General features: G+C 68.0%; 24 protein-coding genes. 8 read left to right on the top strand and 16 right to left on the bottom strand.

Annotated elements, in window-relative coordinates; genetic code table 11:
• Window positions 1–51: 51 nt before the first annotated feature.
• The 3 genes from ACIA49_RS36755 to ACIA49_RS36745 form a co-directional block, all read right to left on the bottom strand.
• A complete protein-coding gene (locus ACIA49_RS36755) occupies window positions 52–210 on the bottom strand; it encodes a hypothetical protein (protein WP_165956841.1) in 159 nt (52 codons plus the stop codon).
• A gap of 297 nt (window positions 211–507) precedes the next feature.
• The gene (gene meaB, locus ACIA49_RS36750; protein ID WP_396382893.1) at window positions 508–1464 is read right to left on the bottom strand and encodes a methylmalonyl Co-A mutase-associated GTPase MeaB; all 957 of its coding nucleotides are present in this window, start codon (window positions 1462–1464) and stop codon (window positions 508–510) included.
• The gene (locus tag ACIA49_RS36745) at window positions 1464–2666 is read right to left on the bottom strand and encodes an acetyl-CoA C-acetyltransferase (RefSeq protein ID WP_396382892.1); all 1203 of its coding nucleotides are present in this window, start codon (window positions 2664–2666) and stop codon (window positions 1464–1466) included. Before ACIA49_RS36745 ends, meaB begins: the two co-directional genes overlap by 1 nt.
• A 92-nt stretch (window positions 2667–2758) precedes the next feature.
• Here ACIA49_RS36745 and mce point away from each other — a divergent pair, with 92 nt between their 5' ends.
• The 5 genes from mce to ACIA49_RS36720 all read left to right on the top strand — a co-directional run bounded on the left by mce (window position 2759) and on the right by ACIA49_RS36720 (window position 8707).
• Window positions 2759–3175 (top strand): methylmalonyl-CoA epimerase, encoded by a 417-nt coding sequence (gene mce, locus ACIA49_RS36740; protein ID WP_396382891.1) that lies wholly within the window; start codon window positions 2759–2761, stop codon window positions 3173–3175.
• Between the two features lie 78 nt (window positions 3176–3253).
• On the top strand, window positions 3254–4156 hold the full coding sequence (locus ACIA49_RS36735) for an anti-sigma factor RsbA family regulatory protein (protein ID WP_396382890.1): 903 nt from the start codon (window positions 3254–3256) through the stop codon (window positions 4154–4156).
• A 136-nt stretch (window positions 4157–4292) separates the two neighbouring features.
• On the top strand, window positions 4293–5624 hold the full coding sequence (gene ccrA / locus ACIA49_RS36730) for a crotonyl-CoA carboxylase/reductase (protein WP_396382889.1): 1332 nt from the start codon (window positions 4293–4295) through the stop codon (window positions 5622–5624).
• Window positions 5625–5720: 96 nt separating this feature from the next.
• The gene (locus ACIA49_RS36725) at window positions 5721–7349 is read left to right on the top strand and encodes a transposase (RefSeq protein ID WP_396382888.1); all 1629 of its coding nucleotides are present in this window, start codon (window positions 5721–5723) and stop codon (window positions 7347–7349) included.
• Entirely contained in the window at window positions 7346–8707 is a 1362-nt protein-coding gene (locus tag ACIA49_RS36720) for an AI-2E family transporter (RefSeq protein WP_396382887.1), read from the top strand. Before ACIA49_RS36725 ends, ACIA49_RS36720 begins: the two co-directional genes overlap by 4 nt.
• A 52-nt stretch (window positions 8708–8759) precedes the next feature.
• Here ACIA49_RS36720 and ACIA49_RS36715 read toward each other — a convergent pair whose 3' ends face one another.
• From ACIA49_RS36715 to ACIA49_RS36675, 9 genes are all read right to left on the bottom strand, one after another.
• On the bottom strand, window positions 8760–9200 hold the full coding sequence (locus ACIA49_RS36715) for a type II toxin-antitoxin system VapC family toxin (RefSeq protein WP_396382886.1): 441 nt from the start codon (window positions 9198–9200) through the stop codon (window positions 8760–8762).
• Entirely contained in the window at window positions 9197–9361 is a 165-nt protein-coding gene (locus tag ACIA49_RS36710; protein WP_391547855.1) for a hypothetical protein, read from the bottom strand. The genes ACIA49_RS36715 and ACIA49_RS36710 overlap by 4 nt, the downstream gene beginning before the upstream one ends.
• Window positions 9362–9402: 41 nt before the next feature.
• Window positions 9403–9930: a hypothetical protein gene (locus ACIA49_RS36705; RefSeq protein WP_396382885.1), complete on the bottom strand. Its 528-nt coding sequence runs from the start codon at window positions 9928–9930 to the stop codon at window positions 9403–9405.
• Between the two features lie 112 nt (window positions 9931–10042).
• Window positions 10043–10753 (bottom strand): PIG-L deacetylase family protein, encoded by a 711-nt coding sequence (locus tag ACIA49_RS36700; RefSeq protein ID WP_396382884.1) that lies wholly within the window; start codon window positions 10751–10753, stop codon window positions 10043–10045.
• Window positions 10754–10765: 12 nt separating this feature from the next.
• The gene (locus tag ACIA49_RS36695) at window positions 10766–11710 is read right to left on the bottom strand and encodes a GNAT family N-acetyltransferase (protein ID WP_396382883.1); all 945 of its coding nucleotides are present in this window, start codon (window positions 11708–11710) and stop codon (window positions 10766–10768) included.
• A 70-nt stretch (window positions 11711–11780) separates the two neighbouring features.
• Window positions 11781–12548: an alpha/beta fold hydrolase gene (locus ACIA49_RS36690; RefSeq protein ID WP_396382882.1), complete on the bottom strand. Its 768-nt coding sequence runs from the start codon at window positions 12546–12548 to the stop codon at window positions 11781–11783.
• Between the two features lie 13 nt (window positions 12549–12561).
• Window positions 12562–12861 (bottom strand): hypothetical protein, encoded by a 300-nt coding sequence (locus ACIA49_RS36685; RefSeq protein ID WP_396382881.1) that lies wholly within the window; start codon window positions 12859–12861, stop codon window positions 12562–12564.
• Between the two features lie 53 nt (window positions 12862–12914).
• On the bottom strand, window positions 12915–14306 hold the full coding sequence (locus ACIA49_RS36680; protein ID WP_396382880.1) for a M28 family peptidase: 1392 nt from the start codon (window positions 14304–14306) through the stop codon (window positions 12915–12917).
• 75 nt (window positions 14307–14381) lie between these two features.
• The gene (locus ACIA49_RS36675; RefSeq protein WP_396382879.1) at window positions 14382–15416 is read right to left on the bottom strand and encodes a fatty acid desaturase family protein; all 1035 of its coding nucleotides are present in this window, start codon (window positions 15414–15416) and stop codon (window positions 14382–14384) included.
• A 131-nt stretch (window positions 15417–15547) separates the two neighbouring features.
• Between ACIA49_RS36675 and ACIA49_RS36670 the strand changes: the two genes are divergently transcribed.
• Entirely contained in the window at window positions 15548–16855 is a 1308-nt protein-coding gene (locus ACIA49_RS36670) for a sensor histidine kinase (protein WP_396382878.1), read from the top strand.
• Window positions 16807–17454, top strand: a complete 648-nt coding sequence (locus ACIA49_RS36665; protein WP_396382877.1) for a response regulator — start codon at window positions 16807–16809, stop codon at window positions 17452–17454. The genes ACIA49_RS36670 and ACIA49_RS36665 overlap by 49 nt, the downstream gene beginning before the upstream one ends.
• Here ACIA49_RS36665 and ACIA49_RS36660 read toward each other — a convergent pair.
• From ACIA49_RS36660 to ACIA49_RS36645, 4 genes are all read right to left on the bottom strand, one after another.
• A complete protein-coding gene (locus tag ACIA49_RS36660) occupies window positions 17451–18182 on the bottom strand; it encodes an amino acid ABC transporter ATP-binding protein (RefSeq protein WP_396382876.1) in 732 nt (243 codons plus the stop codon). The genes ACIA49_RS36665 and ACIA49_RS36660 overlap by 4 nt on opposite strands.
• Window positions 18179–19030: an amino acid ABC transporter permease gene (locus tag ACIA49_RS36655; protein ID WP_396382875.1), complete on the bottom strand. Its 852-nt coding sequence runs from the start codon at window positions 19028–19030 to the stop codon at window positions 18179–18181. The genes ACIA49_RS36660 and ACIA49_RS36655 overlap by 4 nt, the downstream gene beginning before the upstream one ends.
• Window positions 19027–19896 carry an ABC transporter substrate-binding protein gene (locus ACIA49_RS36650; RefSeq protein ID WP_396382874.1) on the bottom strand — a complete coding sequence of 290 codons (870 nt, stop codon included), beginning with the start codon at window positions 19894–19896 and terminating at the stop codon, window positions 19027–19029. The genes ACIA49_RS36655 and ACIA49_RS36650 overlap by 4 nt, the downstream gene beginning before the upstream one ends.
• A gap of 89 nt (window positions 19897–19985) precedes the next feature.
• On the bottom strand, window positions 19986–20777 hold the full coding sequence (locus ACIA49_RS36645) for a helix-turn-helix domain-containing protein (protein WP_396382873.1): 792 nt from the start codon (window positions 20775–20777) through the stop codon (window positions 19986–19988).
• A 50-nt stretch (window positions 20778–20827) separates the two neighbouring features.
• Here ACIA49_RS36645 and ACIA49_RS36640 point away from each other — a divergent pair, with 50 nt between their 5' ends.
• A complete protein-coding gene (locus ACIA49_RS36640) occupies window positions 20828–21610 on the top strand; it encodes a phytanoyl-CoA dioxygenase family protein (RefSeq protein ID WP_396382872.1) in 783 nt (260 codons plus the stop codon).
• The last annotated feature ends 2 nt before the right edge of the window (window positions 21611–21612 follow it).

Genomic DNA, 21612 nt, shown 5'->3' with positions numbered 1-21612 from the left:
TACAACAAGTGTCCCGCACGATCGCTCGTCACGGGACACTTGGGCGTCAGATCAGTTGAACAGCGCGGTCAGGAACGTGATCACGCTCCCGAACAGATCACCGACTCCGGAGAAGGCGCCCCCCACCGCGTCGGCGGCGTTCGTCGGCTGCGTGAACAGATAGAAGCCGGCAAAGGCGATGAGAGCCCAGATCAACAGCTTCTTCGGCATGTCACCACTCCTCGTTCCAACCACTGGGTCGACTGTGTTGTGAGTTTGTATCACGGACCGTCACGAATTGTCACTGACTGAACACAGCCCACCGCACAATGCTCACCAGCTACAAGCTCCATTGTGTAACGGATCCGGGGGCATGGCACCTGGCGGCGCGCCGTGATGAGACGTGGATCGCAGACCGTGACCGCATAGTGGCACATTTGCCCGAATACGGGACAGTAGCCCACCCTTCACGGCCCGATTACACGGTGTGACAGAAGGTGGCCCTCTGTCGCACTGGCGAGACCTAACTCACAAAGCGGCGATGAGTTCGTCGGCCGCGCTGTAGGGATCGGTGTTGCCCTCGGCCACCTTCGCGGCCAGTACGTCGAGCCGCGCGTCCCCGTGCAGATGTGCGAACCGGGTCCGCAGCGCGGTCATTGCGATCGCCTCGATCTCGTCCCGGGCCCGGGAGCGTCGCCGGTCGTCCAGGACGCCGTTGCCGCGCATCCAGGTCAGCCGGTCCTCGATCGCGGTGACGACCTCGTCGACCCCTTCGTTGCGCGAGGCCACTGTCTTCAGGATCGGCGGCACCCACGCACCTTCGGCCCGTTCGGCCAGCGCCAGCATGTGCCGCAGGTCTCGGGTGACGTTCTGGACGCCATCACGATCGGCCTTGTTCACGACGTACAGATCGCCGACCTCGAGGATGCCGGCCTTGGCCGCTTGGATCCCGTCGCCCATCCCAGGTGCCAGTAGCACGATCGTGGTGTCGGCCATCCCGGCAATCTCCACCTCGGACTGCCCGACCCCGACCGTCTCCACGAACACCACGTCGAACCCGGCCGCGTCCAGCACTCGCAACGCCTGCGGTGTCGACCACGACAGGCCGCCCAGGTGACCGCGGGACGCCATCGAACGGATGTAGACGCCCTTGTCCAGCGCGTGGTCCTGCATCCGCACCCGGTCACCCAGCAACGCCCCACCGGAGAACGGTGACGACGGATCGACCGCCAGGACGGCCACCCGCTTCCCGGTGCCCCGGTACGCCGTCACGAGCGCGGACGTGGACGTGGACTTGCCCACGCCGGGTGAGCCGGTGATTCCGACGATGTGCGCATGACCGGCGTACGGGGAGAGTGCAGCCATCACCTCGCGCAGCAGCGGTGACTCGTCCTCGACCAGCGAGATCAGCCGGGCGACGGCCCGGGAGTCTCCCTCCCGGGCACGCTCGACCAGCTCCGCTACCGGTGGGGTGCGGCGTGGCATCAGCTCTTGTTCACACGAACGATGAGGGCATCACCCTGACCGCCACCGCCACAGAGTGCGGCCGCGCCGACGCCGCCGCCACGGCGACCGAGCTCGAGTGCCAGGTGCAGCACGAGCCGTGCGCCCGACATCCCGATCGGGTGGCCGACAGCGATCGCGCCGCCGTTCACGTTCACCTTGTCGGCGTCGACCCCGAGCTCACGCGTGGACGCGATCCCGACGGAGGCGAAGGCCTCGTTGATCTCGACCAGGTCGAGTGCCGCCGGCTCGATACCTTCCTTGGCGCACGCCTTCGCGATCGCGTTGGCGGGCTGGCTCTGCAGCGTCGAGTCCGGACCGGCGACCGAGCTGTGCGCCCCGATCTCGGCGATCCAGGACAGCCCGAGCTCCTCGGCCTTGGCCTTGCTCATCACGACGACCGCGCAGCCTCCGTCGGAGATCGGCGACGACGAACCGGCCGTGATCGTGCCGTCCTTGCCGAACGCGGGCCGCAGCTTGGCCAGCACCTCGAGCGAGGTGTCCGCCCGGACGCCCTCGTCGGCGCTGATCACGATCGGGTCGCCCTTGCGCTGCGGGACCTCGACCGGCACGACCTCGTCGACGTACAGGCCGTTCTTCCAGGCGGCCGCGGCGCGCTCGTGCGAGCGGACGGCGAACGCGTCCTGCTCCTCACGGGTCAGCTTGATGCCCTCGTTGTTGGCCTGGTCGGTGAGCGCGCCCATCGGCTGGTCGGTGAACGCGTCCCAGAGCCCGTCGAACTCCATCGAGTCCTTCAGGGCGACCTGGCCGTACTTGAAGCCCTCGCGGGACTTCGGCAGCAGGTGCGGCGCGTTCGTCATCGACTCCATACCGCCGGCGACGACGACGTCGTACTCGCCGGCGCGGATCAGCTGGTCGGCGAGCGCGATCGCGTTCAGGCCGGACAGACAGACCTTGTTGATGGTGATCGCCGGGACGCCCATCGGGATGCCGCCCTTGGCCGCGGCCTGGCGGGCGGTGATCTGACCGCCGCCGGCCTGCAGCACCTGGCCCATGATCACGTACTCGACCTGGTCCGGCGCGACGCCGGCCTTGTCCAGCGCGCCCTTGATCGCGAACCCACCGAGCTCAGCTCCGGTGAAGCCCTTCAGACCGCCCAGCAGCTTCCCGATCGGGGTACGCGCGCCGGCCACGATGACGCTTTGGTTCTGCGTGTCAGACATGCTGTCACGATACCTGCGGCGGCACTGGTACGTGTCTGTCGAACGGGTCACACGAACGACGTCTTGCCCGATCACCGTCTTAGGGTGAAGGGATGGACGAGCTCTTCGAGGCGATCGATCACGTCGGCATCGCCGTACCGGACTTCGACGCGGCCGTGCGCCACTACGCCGACGTCTTCGGGATGACGGTCGCGCACGAGGAGATCAACGAGGAGCAGGGCGTCCGCGAGGCGATGCTCTCGGTCGGCACCTCCGGCTCGTCGATCCAGCTGCTCGCGCCGCTGTCGGACGCGTCGCCGATCGCCAAGTTCCTGGACAAGCGCGGACCGGGCATCCAGCAGTTGGCCTACCGGGTCCGCGACATCGACCAGGTCTCCGCCGTACTGCGCTCGCGTGGGGCCGAGCTCCTGTACGACGAACCGCGCCGCGGTACCGCCGGTTCGCGGGTGAACTTCATCCACCCGAAGTCGGCCGGCGGGGTGCTGGTCGAGCTTGTGCAGCCCGCCTGAGTGTTACGGCTCACCAACAGCCGGTGACGGCGCGCTCTATCCCCTTCAGAGTTGGATTTTGCGGACTACGCTGTTCGAGTGCTGAAGGACAGCGCCACCGACTCTCTCGACGGTGCGCCGGCGGGTTTCCAGCACGAAGCCTTCGTCTACTCGGGCGACGAAGAGTTCGTGCGACTGTCGGCGCCGTTCGTTCACGACGGCCTGGCGACGGACGCGGCGATCGTGGCGGTACTCCCGCCGGACCGGATCGCCGTGCTGCGCGACGCCCTCGGAGCATCGGCCGCGCGGCTGCGTTTTATCGATATGACGACCACCGGACGTAATCCCGCCCGGCTGATCCCGTTCTGGCGCGACGTCCTCACGCAGTCCGGCGGCCGCCCGGTCTACGGCCTCAGCGAGTCCATGTACCCGGGCCGGAGCACGGCCGAGTACGACGAAGCCTTGCTGCACGAGGGATTGACCGACCTCGCCTTCAGCGGCGACTCGGGCTTCCGCCTCTGCTGTCCGTTCGCGGCGATCACCGGAGTCGACCCCACCGCTTCCCACTCGGGAGCCGAGGCGTTGGCCGAGAAGACCATCCGGACACCACTGAACGACGTACCGGATCGGGCCGAGCGGTGGGAGTTCGGGCTGGCCGATCTCGGCGACGTGCGGAAGTGGGTGAACGGGCATGCGTCGTCGCACGGGGTGTCGCGAGACCGGATGGACGACCTCGGGCTGGCCCTGCACGAGGTCTGCACCAACAGCATCCGCTTCGGCGGCGGCCGTGGTGCGTTGTCGGTCTGGATCGAGTTCGGTTCGCTCGTCTGCGACGTGGCCGACCAGGGCCGGATCGACAACCTGCTCGTCGGCCGGGTGATGCCGCCGCTGGACGGACTCGGCGGCCGCGGCGTCTGGCTGGCCAATCAGCTGTGCGATCTCGCCCAGTTGCGGTCCGGCGACGGGTTCACCCAAGTGCGGTTGCACACGCGCTTGCGGTAGTAAGACCACTGACAACGGTGGACTGGAAAAGTGACGGTGGTCTCACCGGTCCCGAACTGTGTCACAAGGCACAGCCCGGGAGGCATACTCAACGGTAACGTCCGCTCACCAGTCCGCTCCTTGCAGGAGGTACGACGTGAAGCAGATCCTCGATGCGATCCTCGCCGGCGACAGTGCGGCGGTAGGTGGGATCGACGTACCGGACCACTACCGGGGCATCACCGTGCACGCCGACGAGGCGGACATGTTCGAAGGTCTGGACACCAAGGAGAAGGACCCGCGCAAGAGTCTGCATCTGGACGACGTCCCGACGCCCGAGCTCGGCCCGGGTGAGGCGCTGGTAGCGGTGATGGCGAGCGCGATCAACTACAACACCGTCTGGACGTCGATCTTCGAGCCGGTCTCGACGTTCTCGTTCCTCAAGCGGTACGGGAAGTTGTCGCCGCTGACCGCCCGCCACGACCTGCCGTACCACGTGGTCGGCTCCGACCTGGCCGGCGTCGTATTGCGGACGGGCCCGGGCGTGAACGCCTGGAAGCCTGGCGATGAGGTCGTCGCGCACTGTCTGTCGGTCGAGCTCGAGTCCCCCGACGGGCACAACGACACGATGATGGACTCCGAGCAGCGGATCTGGGGGTTCGAGACCAACTTCGGCGGCCTCGCCGAGATCGCGCTGGTGAAGTCCAACCAGCTGATGCCGAAGCCGGACCACCTCACCTGGGAAGAGGCCGCATCCCCTGGGCTGGTCAACAGCACGGCGTACCGGCAGCTCGTCTCCTCCAACGGCGCGAACATGAAGCAGGGCGACGTCGTACTGATCTGGGGCGCCTCCGGCGGACTCGGGTCCTACGCGACGCAGTTCGCACTGAACGGCGGCGCGATCCCGGTCTGCGTGGTGTCGTCGCCCGAGAAGGCGGAGATCTGCCGCGCGATGGGTGCGGAGCTGATCATCGACCGGTCCGCCGAGGGCTACAAGTTCTGGAAGGACCCGTCGACCCAGGACCCGAAGGAGTGGAAGCGCCTCGGCGCCCGGATCCGCGAACTGACCGGCGGCGACGACCCCGACATCGTCTTCGAGCACCCGGGCCGCGAGACCTTCGGCGCCTCGGTCTTCGTGGCCCGCAAGGGCGGCACGATCGTCACCTGCGCCTCGACCTCCGGCTACATGCACGAGTACGACAACCGCTACCTGTGGATGAACCTGAAGCGCATCGTCGGCTCGCACTTCGCCAACTACCGCGAAGCCTGGGAGGCCAACCGCCTGATCGCCAAGGGAATGGTGCACCCCACCGTCAGCCGCGTCTACGCCCTCGAGGACACCGCCCAGGCCGCGTACGACGTCCACCACAACCTCCACCAGGGCAAAGTAGGCGTCCTGACCCTGTCCCCGACCGAGGGCCTCGGCGTCCGGGACCCCGAACTCCGCGCGAAGCACCAGCAGGCGATCGACCGCTTCCGCAACCGCTGAGTTGTTTAGGCGGGGGCCCGATTGGCTGGTCAGGGCCTCCGTCTGACAGGCTTAAGCTGGGGGATTCAGCTGAGCCGCCAGAAGGGAAACTCAGGAATGCCTGACGAGTCGAGCCTGCCGTTCTTCGACCGCACTGCAACCGCGGCCGGAGGTTTCCCGGTCAGTCGGCGTGGCTACGACAAGCAAGCCGTGGACGACTACGTTCGCGCCCTGGAGATGCAGCTCGTGGAGGTCCGCACGCGGGCCGACGAGCTGCAGGGCAGCGTTGCTCCGCTGCAGCGGCAGCTCGACGAGACGCGCCGCCAGCTCGAGGCCAGCGCCAACCCGTCGTACGCCGGTCTCGGGGACCGGGCCGCGCAGATCCTGCGGCTCGCCCAGGACCAGGCGGCCGAGGCGCTCGAGGAGGCTCGTCGGGAGGCCGAGGAGCTGCGGACCACCGCGGCCAAGGAGGCTGCCGCGCAGCGGGCGACCGGTGAGCGCGAGGCCGAGGACATCCGGACGGTTGCTCTCAACGAGTCCGACAGCATGCGTCGTACCGCCGAAGGTGATGCCGCCGAGCTCCGCCGTACCGCGGAGACCGAGGGCGCCGAGGTGCTGCAGGCCGCGCGGCGCAAGGCCGAGCAGCTCACGCTGACCGCCGAATCGCAGGCCAGCACGCTGAAGAACGGCGCGCTGCACGAGGCCGAGAAGATCCGGACCGCGATCCAGCGCGAGTCGGCCGCCCTGCGCGCCCGGCTGGCCGACGAGCGGGAGCAGCAGGCCAAGGAGCTGGCCGACAAGCACCAGCAGATCGCGGCCGACACCGAGAACCTGACCACCCAGATGAAGGAGGCCGCCGAGGCCTCCGAGCGCCGGGTGGCCGAGGCGACCGAGCAGGCCCGCAAGATCCGCGCCGAGGCCGAGGAGTCCGCCGAGCGGACCCTGAGCCGGACCCGCCGCGAGGCCGAGCAGGTGCTGAGCACCGCCCGTACCCGCGCCGAGTCCGAACTGGCCAACGCCGCCGACGAGGCCGAGCGGTCGCGCACGATCGTGGCCCGCGAGACCGAGCGGCTCGCCAAGCGCCGCGACGGCATCCTGACCCAGATCGCCGGCCTGAACGAGATCGCCAGCAACATCGCCCGCCAGGCGGCCGAACTCGACTCCGAGACGGCGGCTGCGACGCCGTACGTGAACCCCTTCAGCCGGCCGGACTCCAGTGCGCTGAGCTCGGCCCCGGCATCTGCTTCCGTTGACGGCCTCTCCCCGTCGGCGGGCGGACCTGGTACGGCGGGAAGCTCGTTCACGCCGTCGACCGACAGCCCGTTCACCTCGCCGGCTGTCGAGCCGGAGCCGGTCGCGGACTCGAAGCCGACCGGAGACAGCCCCTTCGCGCCGAAGCCGCGCACCGACAGCCACGCCTTCGGCGCCGGTACGGCGGCCGCGGAGCCGGCGCTCGACGACGACGGGCCGTTCACCGGTTCGAGCCCGTTCGTCGGATCGGACGCCGGTGAGGCGCGGGTCGACGAGACCCGGATCGACACCAGCCTGCGGGTCGACCCGAAGACCGCCGAGAAGCTGACCAGCAAGTCCGCGGGTGGGCCGGCCGAGGCTGACGTCGAGGCCGAGGCCGATGACCAGCCGGTCGACTCGACGAGGATCGACGAGTTCCGCCTCGATGACCTCGACGCCCAGGACAATTCGGTGGACCGCAAGACCAGCGCGCGATCCCCGAAGGACACGATGTGACGCCAGCCGGCGACGACAACTCGACAGCGACCACCCCGGAAGAACTCGCCGCGGCGACCCGCGAGGCCCAAGCGGCCGCCGAGCACGCCGAGGCCGCTGCCGAGCACGCGGAGAAGTCCGCCGACGACGCCGAGGAGTCCGCCGACCAGGCGGACGACTCGGCCGACGACGCCGGGACCTCGGCCAAGCAGGCCGAGGCCGCGGCGAACAAGGCCGTCGCCACCGTCGAGAAGGCCGAGGAGCTCGAGTCCACCGACGACGACCTCGCAGGCGAACTACTGATCGACGAGCGTCACCCCGACGAGGGCATGGGCATGCCCGGTCCGCCGATCCGCCGGTCGAACCCGTTCGTCTTCGGGTTCTTCGCGGCCCTCGGCGTCCTGTTCGCGTGGGGCCTGTGGAACGCCCTCGGCCGCGCCAGCTCGGTGCTGATCCTCTTGCTGGTCTCGATGTTCATCGCGGTCGGCCTGAACCCGCTGGTCGAGTGGTTCATGCGCCGCGGCCTGAAGCGCGGCCTCTCGGTCGGCGTCGTCTTCCTGCTGATGATCCTCGCCGTCGCCGGCGTCGGCTTCGCGATCGTCCCGGTCGTCACCGACCAGATCGACGGCCTGATCAAGAACGCCCCGGAGTGGCTCAACCTGCTCCAGAAGTCGAAGACCATCACCGAGCTCAACAACAAGTACCACTTCATCCAGAAGGCCACCGACTACATCCAGGACCCGGCGCTGGCCCAGCGCGCCTTCGGCGGCATCCTCGGCGTCGGCAAGGTCGTCGCCAACGCCCTGTTCAACACCTTCACGATCCTGGTCCTGAGTCTGTACTTCCTGGCCTCGCTCCCCTCGGTCAAGCGAGCGGCCTACAGCCTCGTGCCGCGCACCCGCCGTACCCGCGTCTCGATCCTCGGCGACGAGGTCCTCACCCGCGTCGGCGGCTACGTCAGCGGCCAGTTCCTGGTCGCCCTGATCGCCGGCGTGATGATGTTCCTCTTCCTCGAGATCGTCGGCCTGCGCGAGTACGCCGTCGCCCTCGCGATCGTGGTCATGTTCTGCGACTTCATCCCGATGGTCGGCGGCCTGATCGGCGTCGTCATCGTCGCCCTGATCGGCTTCACCGGCGGCCTCTGGACCGGCATCGCCTGCCTCATCTACGGCATCATCTACCAACAGATCGAGAACTACGTCGTAGCTCCCCGCATCATGCGCCGAGCCGTCGACATCCCCGGCGCCGTCACCGTCATCGCCGCCCTCCTCGGCGGCGCCCTCCTCGGTGTAGTAGGCGCCCTCCTGGCCATCCCCTCAGCCGCCGCCATCCTCCTCATCATCCGCGAAGTCTGGGTCCGCAAAGCCGACGCCTCGTAGTCCCTTCGGTGCGTGGGGCCCATCGCCCCACGCCCCGGCTACGCCCAGCGTGTCACTGTTCCTGCAGAACCCACCGCAATGGCTGCAGACGGGAAACTGGCGTTGCCATCCCGAGGAACTTGAAATCGACACTCGCGATCGCCGGCACCTTCAGCCGCTCGGCCAGCGCCAGGATCACAGCATCGACATAACCCAGCGGCCCCGAGACGAGTTGTGCGCTGAGCTCGGCAGCACGCAGTCGATCCTCAGGAGCCGGGTCGACCACCTCGAAATCTTCAGTTCGCCCCGTCACTGCCTCAAGAAACTGAACCTCAAGGGACGGACCGTTGCGCACGTTGTTGCGGAGAAAATTGCAGGTCTCACCTAGCACAGGCTCAGGAACGAACAGCTTGTCCGACCATCCCAACAACAACTTCCCGCAGCGCTCATGGTTCACGTCGCCGACATTGAACATGGCGATCAACGGGCCCGAATCACAGAGCAGCGCAGTCATGCACCCCGCCGGACAGCCTCGATCGCCTCGACAATCTCACGGTCCTTGCGGGCGTCCGCGAGGATCTCGCGATACCGCACTGACAGGTCGGGCTCATCGATGCTGGCCAAACCAAACCACGGAAAGCGTCGTCGCAGCTCGGCGACCTGCTGGTCATCCATGCCTTTACTGTAAACGAGCCCACCAGGAAACCGCCTGATCTTCATATCTTCCCCTGTTCGGATGGCACAACCTCGACGATGCGATGCAGTCGCCCGTCCTTGCCTCGGATCAGAAGGTCATGCCGGTAGTCGGCGTTGGCCTGGCGCACCACTTCCGCGAGGTGCGACGGCACCTCTTCTGCTTCCTGGACCAATTGCGATACGCGCTGATGGGAGACGCCGAGAACATTGCTGACGTCGCGTACCGGAATGTCGGCAGTAGTGAGTGATGCCGCGAGCTCACGGCTGAAGTCGGCGACAAGGGTTTCGAGTTTCCTTGCCTGCGCACGGAGGTCCTCGACCAGAGCCTTGGCATCGAGGAGGTCGTGCCCTGCTGCTTCGATGGCGGAGAACGTGACCGCCACCTGGGACAGCGGAAGGTCAGCGGTCACTGCGATGTACTCGCGCGCGGCCTGCTCGACCTGGTCAAGCCTGCGGGCCTCCGTCACACCGTTCAGGTCGGGAATCTCGACCATCCACCAGCGGCCCTCACGTCTGGCGGTGGCGTCGTAGGTCTTGGTCGCCTGCACGTAATCAGTCTAGGCAACTAGACGGTATCCAGGCAATTTGACTAGACGGAATACGATCACACCGCCCCGGTCGGGCGTGGGCGAGGCGTGGGGCTGCTCGGCGTACCGGGTCTCAGGGGGCGGGGAGTTTGGTTAGTTCGGGGGTGGGGGTGGCGTGGAAGGCGGCGGCTCGGGGATAGCCGGCTAGGCAGCCTCGGGTGGTGAGGAGGGCTGTGTAGTAGTCGATGTGGCGGAAGCCGTGTTCGCCGCGGGCGAAGGGTTGGTGGCGGATGGCGGAGATCCAGCGGTAGAAGGCTTCGTCGGGGATGGGGACGTAGAGGGTGGGATGGAAGCCGTCCATGTCTTGCCAGTTCTCGGTGTGGAGGAGGGTGCGGGTGGCGTGCCTGGGGAGGTTTGCGAGGGGGCCTAGCTCGGTGGGGTCGAGTGCGAGGTCGGCGAGGTAGCGGGCTCGGGCGGTGAGGCGGGCGGCGTGTTCGTGGTCTCGGTGGGTGCTGTGGTGCCAGTGGGTGATGAGGGTGTCGGGTTGCTGGTCGCGAATGATCGTGGCCAGTTCGATCGCGGCCTCGTCGGTGTCGGGGAGGAAGCCTTCGCTGTGGTCGAGGACCATGAAGTCGGCGCCGATGGCGGTGGCGAACGCTTCGCCTTCGGCGATCTTCTGCTTCTTGTACTCGGCCGGCGCAAGCCGCGGATGACTGCGTTCGCCGGGGGTGAGGGCGACGATGGTGACGTTGGCGCCGTCGAGGATCAGCTTGGCCAGGGTCGGACCGGCGGTCAGGTCCATGTCGCCGATGTGGGCGCCGATGGCGAGCACGGTTCTGGTCATGGGTGACTCCCGTCAGACGTTGGCGCGCAGGATGGTGAAGGTGCGAGTGATGGTGAAGCCGGTGCTCAGGTAGAGGCGGCCGGCGGCGGACTGCTCGCCTGCCCACAGGAACCACGCCCTGTGGGCGCCGAGCGCGGCCATGCGCGTCAGTGTGAGGTGCAGCAGCAGCTTGCCGAGGCCGGTACCACGACATTCAGCCAGTACACCGAATGGACCGAACCGCTCGATCACACCCTCGTACGTCGCATGCTGAGCCCACCCGAGAATGCGTCCACCGGGACCACGCGCGACCACGATCCGGTCCAGCGGCATCCCGGCCACGACCGCCTCACGGATCGCCCGAGCCCAGTCCGGGTTGAACTCCGCGCCGGCGAGGTGGATCAACTCGGTCAGTTCGTCACCGGTCGGCGTACCGAAGCTGTAGCCCTCCCCCACCAACTCGTCGAGGCGCTTGCCCACCTCGGCCGACATCGCGTACCCGACCAGACTCCGGTCCATCGCGACCGCGTCGTACTGGGGCTCGAAGCCCAACGAGGTCAGCAGGCGCTCAGCTGCCGGGTACCGCGAGCGGTCGAGGCCGGGCAGGAAGTAGTTCGGCGTGTACGACGAGAAGTGGGCCTCGGCGCATCCCGATTCGCGAAGCCAGTCCATGGCGGCCGTGAGCAGCGCCCGGCCGAGACCGCGACCGCGCGCGTCGGGATGCACGAAGAAGAAGGGGATCCACCCAGTAGCCGGCTCCAGGTCCGCGCCGGTGACTGGGATCAACCGGCGGACGGCGTACGCGGCGCCGACGATCTGGCCGTTGCTGACGGCAACCTTCAGGCCAGCCGGGTCGAAGTTCCGGTCGAGCAGGAAGAGGTCGCGGAACCGTGGGTACCCGATCGGGTCGGCCGGCGCCGCGGCGGTCCAGACGACAGCCAGCTCGGGACCGTCTCCCACCGCGAACGAACGGATCATCAACACCCCCGACGAGCGAGCCGTGTTGAAAATTTACCGCCGTACAGTAGATCTAGTCAACGCCTAACAGTCACGGCAGGAACGGCACCAGGGCAGCGAGGAAGTCGTCGAGACGCTCGGCGTGCACCCAGTGGCCGGCCTCCGGGACCTCGGCGTACTGGACGCGCGGGAAGTACGACGCGATCGTGGCGCGGTGATCCTGCTGGACGTAGTCCGACTTGCCGCCGTAGATGAACAGCGTCGGCCCGTCGTAGTGCCGGCCCTCGAGACCGGAGGGCCAGCCGGAGATCTGCGGGAGCGCGGCCTCGATCACCGGCAGGTTGGGCCGCCAGCGGGCACCCGTGTCGTCGAGGATGAGGTTCTGCAGCAGGAAGGCCCGCGTCCCCGGAGTCGGTACGGCGTCAACCAGCTGGGCGTCGACATCGGCGCGACGCTGCACTGACGAGAGATCGGCGTTGCGCATCGCCTGCGCGTATTCGACGAACGCGGGCGGGTAGGTGACCGGAGCGGCGTCGACGACTACCAGTCGCTCGACCACTGCGGGGTAGAGCAGCGCGGTCAGCATGGCGGTCTTGCCGCCCATCGAGTGACCGACCAGGGTGACCGGGCCGGTACCGAGGCTCTCGATCGTCTCCCGGACGTCGTCGGCCATCTCCGGGTAGCTCATGGTGTCGACGTGCGGCGACGAGCCGTGGTTGCGCAGGTCGAGCGCGAAGACGCGGTGCTGCCCGGCGAGCCGGCGGGCGGCCGTCATCCAGTTCCGGCCCGAGCCGAAGAGGCCGTGCATGACCACGACCGGCGTACCGGTTTCGCCGTACGACGTGACCGGGAGCTTCATCAACGACCTACTTTCAGCGCCGACGGCCCCAGCACGCGGTGTGCCAGTGGCGTCGTTCGTCGAGGGACTGGGCGCCACCGAGGGCGGCGAGCAGGCTGGGATTGTCCGGCCAGACCACCACGTGCGGCGTGGCCGGCGGGATCAGCTGGTCGCAGCCGGGGCAACGGTAGGACTTGCCGGTCGCGGAGCCCGACACGCGCCGGACGTTCCACTCGCCGTCCGAGCGGTTCTCCCGCGACTGGGAACCACCCAGTAGCGGCCGGTCGCTGACGGGCCGCTGCCACTTCGACGGTTTCCTGCTCCGGGGCGACATAGCCCTTCAAGGCTAGCCGTATGAGCCATGTCACCCCGGTGCAGGCAGTGCAACTACAGACGTGCGGTGGCGTAGGCCGCCGTACCGATCAGCTCCATCGAGACCTGGAGGCGTTCCAGGCTGACGTTCTTGGCGATGGTGTCCTCGGGCGAGTGGTACGGCGGCTCGAGGTGAGCCGGTGAGATCTCACCGCGCCAGGAGAAGTTCGCCGACGCGATGCCGACCTCCTGGAACGACTGGTGGTCCGACGCACCGCGCAGTACCGGACCGACCATCTGCGGGTCGTAGCCGAGCCGCTGACCAGAAGCCCGTACGGCGTCGGTCGCGGTGTTGGCCAGACCGGTGAACGACAGGATCCAGTAGGTGACGGCCGGGTCCCAGCTGGTGGCGACCATGTCGTTCTGGAACACGGCCTTGTACCGGTCGCGCTGGTCCTGCGGCAACTGCGCCACGTGGTACCGCGATCCGATCAGCCCCTGCTCCTCCGAACCCCACAGTGCGAACCGCAGGGTTGCGTTGGTGTTGAGCCTGCTCATCACCCGGGCGATCTCCAGCGTGAGGACGGTCCCGGAGCCGTCGTCGTTCGCCCCTGGTGCGCCGATGACCGAGTCGTAGTGACCGCTGACCATCACGATCGGACCGTTGGCGCCGCTGCGGCCGCGACGTTCACCGATCACGTTGTTGGAGGTCAGACCCCGGTGGGCCTTGGTGCTGATCCGCAGCGGCAGTGAGGTCACCACCGCGAGCGCCTCACGCAGCAACCGCTTCTGCACCTGCGCGACTCCGATCACCGGGATCGGTGCGTCGGTCAGGCCGGCTGGTGAGAACGCCGACGCCCGGCGTGGGAACACCAGGTCGGCCGGCAACAGGATGACTCCGACAGCACCCCGCGCCGCGGCCTCCGCGACTAAGGCCGGGCGCGCGGCTGCGGTGTCATCCGCGATCACGATCGAGCCGGCCACGTCGGCCGGCCAGACGGGCGCGGTGGCTGGGCCGACATCCCGGACCGGCCCCTCCACCGTCACGTCGAGCTTGCCGCCGGGAGCGGCTCCGGCCTGCCAGCAGAGGTCGTTCGGCAGGATGTCGCGGACGTCCTCGATCTGGGCGAGGAACTTGTCCGCCACCGGGAACGGCTCCAGCTTGGTCCGGTACCCGAACCTGTCCAGCTGGTCGGCGATGTAGTCGGCCGCCCGCTTCTCGCTGCTGGTCCCACCGATCCGCGGGCCGATGTCCTCGGACAGAACCCGCAGGTGCCGCAGGGCCCGGTCCGAGGAGAGTCCGGAGACGATCTGGCGGTCGTACCTGTCGAGCTTGGGATGACTGAGTGCACCGGGCCGCTGGTCGTCCGCAGCCCAGGCGGGGGCGGCGGGGATCGCGGTCGCGGCGGTGACGCCGGCAACCGCGCCCAACAGCCCGCGGCGGCTCACACCGGACGTTTCGGTCATGCAGGTCTCCTCACAAGGTGGGCGGCCCCGAGAGAAGTGAAGGTAATCGAGCAATCTCAGTAAGAGAAGGAGTTTTCAGCGCGCGAACGCCTTTTCCTCCCGCAGTTCGCGGCCGACCTCGTGCATGTGCCGCAACCCCATTCGGTACGAATGAATTAGTCCGGTGCTCAGATACGGCAGGCCGACCTTTTCGCAGTACTGCTGGACGATCGGCTGGGCGAAGCGCAGATTGGCTCGCGGCATGCTCGGGAAGAGATGGTGCTCGATCTGGTAGTTCAGTCCGCCCATCATCCAGTCCGTCGCGAGGCCGCCGTTGATGTTGCGCGAGGTCAGGACCTGCTTCTCCAAGTGTCCCCAGTCGCTGTCCTCACCCGGCATCTCCATCCCCTTGTGGCCCGGCGCGAAGACGCTGCCCAGGTGCAGGCCGAAGATCATGTGGTGCAGCAGCGCGAAGACCAACGCCTGCGCCGGCGACAACAGCACGAAGAGCGCGGTGAAGTAGCAGACCAGGTGCGCGACCATCAGGCCGATCTCGACCTGCTCGGTACGACGCCGCTGCAGCAGGAAGCGGATGCTGGAGACCTTGAGGTTGAACCCTTCGAGCGTGAGCAGCGGGAAGAAGATCCGGGCCTGGTTGCGGCTCAGCCAGCCCTCGAGGCCCTTGCGGCCCTCGGCCTGCTGCCGGGTCCAGACCAGGATGCCCTCGCCGACGTCCGGGTCCTTGTCGGTGTGGTTCGGGTTGGCGTGGTGCCGGTTGTGCTTGTCGTTCCACCAGGCGTAGCTCATCCCGAGGACGAAGTTGCCGTGCAGCATCCCGATCCAGTCGTGCAGCCGGCGCGAGTTGGTGATCTGCTGGTGCCCGGCGTCGTGGCCGAAGAACGCGGCCCGGGTGGTCAGGATGCCCAGCGGGATCGCGAGCAGCAGCACCCACCAGGAGCTTCCGACCGCGGCGATCGCGATCCAGGTGAGGGCCGTCAGCGCCACGTTCACGCCGATCGAGATCGCATAGGCCGCCGTCCGGCGTTCGAGGAGTCCGGCGGCCTTGATCTCGCGCAGCAGCGGCGCGAATCCGCTCCCGCGGGTGTCTGGACTGTGCGCTGTGGTCGTCATGCAGCAAGCTTTGTCGGCGCGGCCGCCGCGCACAGGCCTGCTATCCCCCGAATCCACCGGGGGAAATCCCCCGGGGAAGAAGGGGGGTTAGCACCACTGGCTACGGCCTCACCCTCGGTCATGATGGGTGCATGACCACCATTGCCACTGCGACTGCCCCCGCGGCGCCGCCGATGCGGTACCCCAAACTCGCACAGCCGTGGATCGCGCTCGCCCTGGCCATCATGGCGCAGCTCGGAATCGCGTTCTTCGTGCTGAACGTGGTGGCCATCCCGCTGATCGCCGTCTGGGTCGGCATCCCGCTGCTGCTCGCGTTCGTCCCGGCCACCCGCTGGTTCGCGAACTGTCACCGCACGATGCTGGCCGGCTTCATCGGTGAGCCGATCCCCCGCCCGTACAAGAAGCCGCCCCTGCCCGGCATCCTGATGTGGCTGCGGACGACGCTGTCCGACCCCGCTACCTGGCGTGACATCGTCTGGCTGCTGGTGAACGCGGTGGTGGGCTTCACGCTGAGCCTCACCAGTGCGGTCCTGTTCCTGAGCACGCTCTTCTACGCGATCTACCCGCTGCTGGTCGGCGTCACCCCGGAGGGTGTCTTCACGCAGCCGCTCGGTGGGCTGTTCACGGTCAATTTCTGGACCAGCTTCCTGCTCATGCCGATCGCGTTGATCGGGTTCATGATCTGGCAGGCCGCCGGTGAGCGGCTGCTGAAGGCGAACGCGTACATCGCCCGCTCGCTGCTCGGCCCGACCGAGAGCGCCAAGCTCGCGCTGCGGGTCCAGGAGCTGGCCACCTCCCGCGCCGAGACCGTCGACACCCAGGCGGCCGAGCTGCGCCGGATCGAGCGCGACCTGCACGACGGCGCCCAGGCCCGCCTGGCCGCACTGAGCATGAACCTCGGCATGGCCGAGGAGATGGTCGCCCGCGACCCGGCCCAGGCCGCCGCGCTGCTGACCGAGGCCCGTCAGTCCGCCAGCACGGCGTTGTCCGAGCTGCGCGACCTGGTCCGGGGCATCCACCCGCCGGTGCTCGCCGACCGCGGTCTCGACGGAGCGGTCCGGGCGCTCGCGATGTCCTGCCCGTTCAAGGTCGACGTCATGTACGACGTACCGGGTCGTCCTCCGGCGCCGGTCGAGTCCGCGGCGTACTTCGCGGTGGCCGAGTGCCTGGCCAACGCGGTGAAGTACTCGGCCGCGACCACCGCCTGGATCCAGATCACCCACGAGCAGGAGAAGCTGCACATGATCGTCGGCGACGACGGCGTGGGAGGTGCGGTGGTCCGCCCCGGTGGCGGTCTGTACGGTATCGAGCGGCGGCTGGCCGCCTTCGACGGTACGTTGACCGTGGTGAGCCCGAGCGCCGGGCCGACCACCGTGATCATGGAGCTGCCTTGCGAGTCCTCATCGCTGAAGACCACGCCCTCCTCCGGGACGGCCTGATCCGTCTCCTGGAGGCGCACGACTTCGAGGTCGTCGAGGCGGTCGACAACGGTCCCCGGCTGGTGCCCGCCCTGGTGGAGCACCGGCCGGACGTGGCCGTTGTCGACGTCCGGCTGCCCCCGACCTTCACCGACGAGGGCCTGCGGGCCGCGATCGAGGCCCGAAAGCAGGTCCCCAACCTGCCGATCCTGGTCCTGTCCCAGTACGTCGAACAGCTGTACGCGCGAGAGCTCCTGACCGGCGGCGGTGGCGCGGTCGGCTACCTCCTGAAGGACCGCGTCTCCAACGTGGCCGACTTCCTCGACTCGGTACGACGGGTCGCGGGCGGCGGCACCGCGATGGACCCCGACGTGATCGGTCAGCTCCTGGCCCGCAACACCCGCGACGAACCGATCGGCCGGCTCACCCCGCGCGAGTCCGAGGTCCTCGGCCTGATGGCCGAAGGCCGCTCCAACGCCGCCATCGCCGCCGCCCTGTTCGTCACCGAGAAGGCCGTCTCCAAACACACCAACAACATCTTCGCCAAACTCGACCTCCCGCCGTCCGAGGACGACAACCGCCGAGTCATGGCCGTCCTGCAGTACCTGTCGGCGCGCTAGCTGCGGATACGGCTCAGGAACTCGCGCGTCCGCGGCTCACGGGGAGCGTCGAGAACCTGCGCCGGTGGGCCAACTTCGAGAGGGCGGCCCTGGTGGAGGAAGCAGACTCGGTCGGCGACGTCCCGGGCGAAGCCCATTTCGTGGGTGCAGACGAGCATGGTCATGCCTTCCTCCTTCAGCTCGCGGAGGAGGTCCAGGACTTCGCCGACGAGTTCGGGGTCGAGGGCTGAGGTGACCTCGTCGAGCAGGAGCAGTTGGGGTGAGTTGACCATGGCTCGGGCGATCGCGGCGCGTTGTTGCTGACCGCCGGACAGCTCGTCGGGCTTGGCGGCCGCCTTGTCGGCCAGGCCTACGCGGTCGAGCATGGCGAGGGCTCGGGTACGGGCGGTGGCGCGGTCGACGCCGTGGACGCGGATCGGAGCGAGGGTGATGTTGTCGAGCACGGTCAGGTGCGGGAACAGGTTGTAGGACTGGAAGACGAACCCGATCTCGGAGCGCACCTTGTCCGCGTTCACCCGCGGATCGGTGATGTCGGCGCCGGCCAACTCGATCACGCCGTCGTCGACGACCTCGAGCAGGTTCACGCAACGCAGCAGCGTCGACTTGCCGGATCCGGACGCGCCGATCAGTACGACACACTCGCCCGCGTCCACCTCGAGATCGAAGTCATGCAATACGACATTGGAGCCGTAGGACTTGCGCACTCCACGCAGGGACAGCAGCGTCATACGGGTCCCCCTCCCCCGCCGTACCAGCCTTGGCGGCGGGCGACGTAGTCGGTCAGCCGGGTCAAGGGGATGGTCAGCGCGACGAACAGCAGCCCCGCGACGACGTACGGGGTGAAGTTGAAGTCGATCGCGGTTTCGAGCTGGGCGGCGCGGATCGCGTCGATCACGCCGAGGACCGCGATCAGGCCGGAGTCCTTCTGCAGGCTGACGAAGTCGTTCAGCAAGGGTGGGAGTACGCGGCGGACGGCTTGCGGCAGTACGACGAAGCGCAGCGTCTGGCGGTAGGTGAGTCCGAGCGACCGCGCGGCGGCTCGCTGGGACGGGTGGACCGATTCGATGCCGGCGCGGAAGACCTCGGCGACGTACGACGAATAGGTGAGGACGAGCGCGGCGCCACCCCAGATCACCGCGTCGTTGGGCAGGCCGCTGAGGCGGAGCGCCGGTACGCCGAAGCCGAGCAGGAAGATCACCAGCAGAAGCGGCAGACCGCGGAACACGTCGGTGTAGGCCGCAGCGAAGACGCGGAGCGGGAAGAAGATCGGTCCGCGCAGGGTGCGCATGATGGCGAGCGTCAGGCCGAGGATGACGATCAGTACGGCGCAGATCAGCATCACCCGGATGTTCAGCCACAGCCCCTGGGCGACGGTCGGCAACGCCTCCCAGGCCCGGTCGGCGTTGAAGAACGTCTCCCGGACCCGCGGCCAGCCCGGGGTCGAGCCGATGCCGACGGCAACCAGTACCAGCAGGACGACCGAGCTGCCCACCGCGATCAGCGTCGACCGTCGCGCCTGCCGCCGGCGGAAGGCGATCCGCTCCTGCTGCAGAGCGGACGGTTGCCACTCACTCATGAGAGTTCGGGCGCGCCTTCCTCGGTCAGGTACTGCTTCTGCAGCTTGGCCAGCGTTCCGTCGGCCTTCAGCGCGTCGACCGCCTGGGACACGCAGCCGGTCAGCTTCGAGTCCTTCTCGAGCACGAAGCCGAACTGCTCGGCGGTCCCGGTCGCCGGCAGCTGCCCGACGATCTTGCCGTTGTCGAGCTGCGCCGCGGTCATGTAGAACGCGGTCGGCAGGTCGACCACGATGCCGTCGAGCTGCTTGTTCTTCAGCGCCTGGACGGCCAGGTCGTTGGTGTCGTACGCGGCGACCTGCTGCTTCGGCTTGATCTGGTCCTTCGCGACCGTGTAGCTGGTCGTCCCGACCTGCGCACCGAGCTTGGCGTCGGCGAGCTCGGCGACCGACTTGGCGTTCGCGATCTTGCTGCCCGCGGTGGTGATCACGGTCTGCCGGACGTCGTAGTACCCGGACGAGAAGTCGACCGCCTTGCGGCGCGCGTCCGAGATCGACACCTGGTTCACGTCGAGGTCGAACTTCTTCGGACCGGGCGCGAACGCGGCGTTGAACTGCACCGTCTGCCACTTCACCTCGGCCTTGGCGAACCCGAGCTTCTCGGCCACCGCGTAGGTGACGGCCGACTCGTAGCCCTGACCGTTGCTCGGGTCGTCCTTGCTGAACCACGGCTCGTAGGCCGGCTTGTCCGTCCCGACGGCCAGCGTCCCGGCGGTCCGGAGCGCCAGCTTGTCCTTGCCGCAGGCATCGGCCCCGGTCGGCGCCGGCGTACCGCTCGTCTCGTCCTCCGGAGCGCAGGCAGCCAGCCCGAGCATCAACACGGCCGCCGCCACCACACGGAGTCGAATAAATCTGGCACGCGAAGTCATGCGCAGAAGCGTACGGCCTCGGATCCCCTGCCGAAGGACAGGAGGTGTTCCGTGGACTGCCCCTGTAGGCAGCCGACTACGTCCTGTTCTCAAGAAGAACGCCGGTACGCCGTGGGGCTGGTGCCGGTGTGACGGCGGAAGCGGGTGGAGAAGTAGAGCGGGTCGGAGAACCCGACCTCCGCGGCGACAGAGGCGATGGAACGAGTGGTGAGCTCCAGCAGCCGGGCCGCGGCGTCGAGGCGGCGGCGCTCGACGAACTGTTGCGGGGTCACGCCGAGCTGGTCGCGGAAGAGGTGAGCGAAACGCGAGACCGAGAGGTTCGCGACCCGGGCGAGCTTGGGCAGGTCGAGCGGGCTCTTCAGCGAGAGGTCGATCAGCTCGATCACACGGAGCAGGCGGTCGTCGATGCGGACGGCCTTGGGGTTCTGGGTGTCGCACCAGAGCAGCGCGGCTTCGAGGGCGTTCACGCTGAGCTGCTCGCCCTGCGGCAAGACGCTGCGCTGATACCGGACCGCGTCCCGCAGGTAGTCGGCAATCCGATCCACGGCCGCGGGTTGAAGGAAAAGGATGCCGGGGGCAACCTCCGGCCAGTCCAGCAGCGGCAACCACTCGGGCTTGGGATGCAGGTGGGCGTACAGGAAATGCCAGCGCTCCCCCACCGTCCCGTAGTCGTGCAGAGTCCCGGGACGGACCAGCACGATCGTGCCCGGTACGGCGGGCACCGCACTGAAGTGGCCGGCGCCGTCGAGGGTGAGCACGAGCAGCCAGTCGGTGGTCCCGCGGCGGCGATAAGTCGTGTACTCCGGTCCCTCGTCGAACTCACCCGTCATCAGCCGGCGCACCTCGGGTGTCGGCGACTCAGCAGGATCTCGAAGGTTCACAGCTCAATAGGCTATCGCTCCGGCAACACGACGCAGCCGATCCTGGAGGCATGACAGTTGCCGAGATCTACGCCACCGAGGGAATCGTCCAGGTCCCGCAGCTCCTCGCTCCGGACGAGGTCGCCCGCGTGCGGACAGCGTTCATGGAGCAGGTCGAGACCGATCGGTCGATGGACTTCGACGATGGCATCCCGGACGGCGACCCGCTGGCCCGGTACCCGCGGTTCGTGCACCCCCATCGCCGTACCGAGGTCGAGGCCGGCCGGATCGCTCGCGAGCTGATGCTCGACAGCCGGATCCTCGATGTGGTCACGGCGCTGATCGGACCGCCGCTCGCCGCCCAGTCGATGTTCTACTTCAAGCCGCCGGGTGCGCGCGGTCAGGCCTTGCACCAGGACAACATGTTCCTGCGGGCCGATCCCGAGACCTGCCTGGCGGCGTGGATCGCGATCGACGATGTGGACGCCGAGAACGGCGGACTGGCCGTCGTACCGGGGTCGCATCGGACCGAGCTGGTGTGTCCCGAGCCGGCCGATCTCACCGAGTCGTTCACGAACGCCGAGGTGCCGATCCCCGAGGGGCTGCAGAAGGTGCAGACCAAGATGACGGCCGGGGACGTGCTGTTCTTCCACGGCAGCGTCGTGCACGGCTCGCGCCCGAACAGCAGCGCCGACCGGTTCCGTCGGTCGCTGATCTTCCACTACGTTCCCGAGGCCAGCACCGAGATCGCCGCGTTCTACAACCCGCTGATCCGCCCCGACCACCGACCGACGACCCTGCCCGAAGCCATCGGCGGCGGCCCCTGCGGGGACTACGGCGACAGCGAGCCGTAAAT

This window comes from Kribbella sp. NPDC051587 (assembly GCF_044453945.1).
In the GTDB taxonomy this organism is placed as follows: domain Bacteria; phylum Actinomycetota; class Actinomycetes; order Propionibacteriales; family Kribbellaceae; genus Kribbella.
Note: the sequence above shows the minus strand (reverse complement) of the source record. Positions and strands in the feature narration are given on the sequence as shown.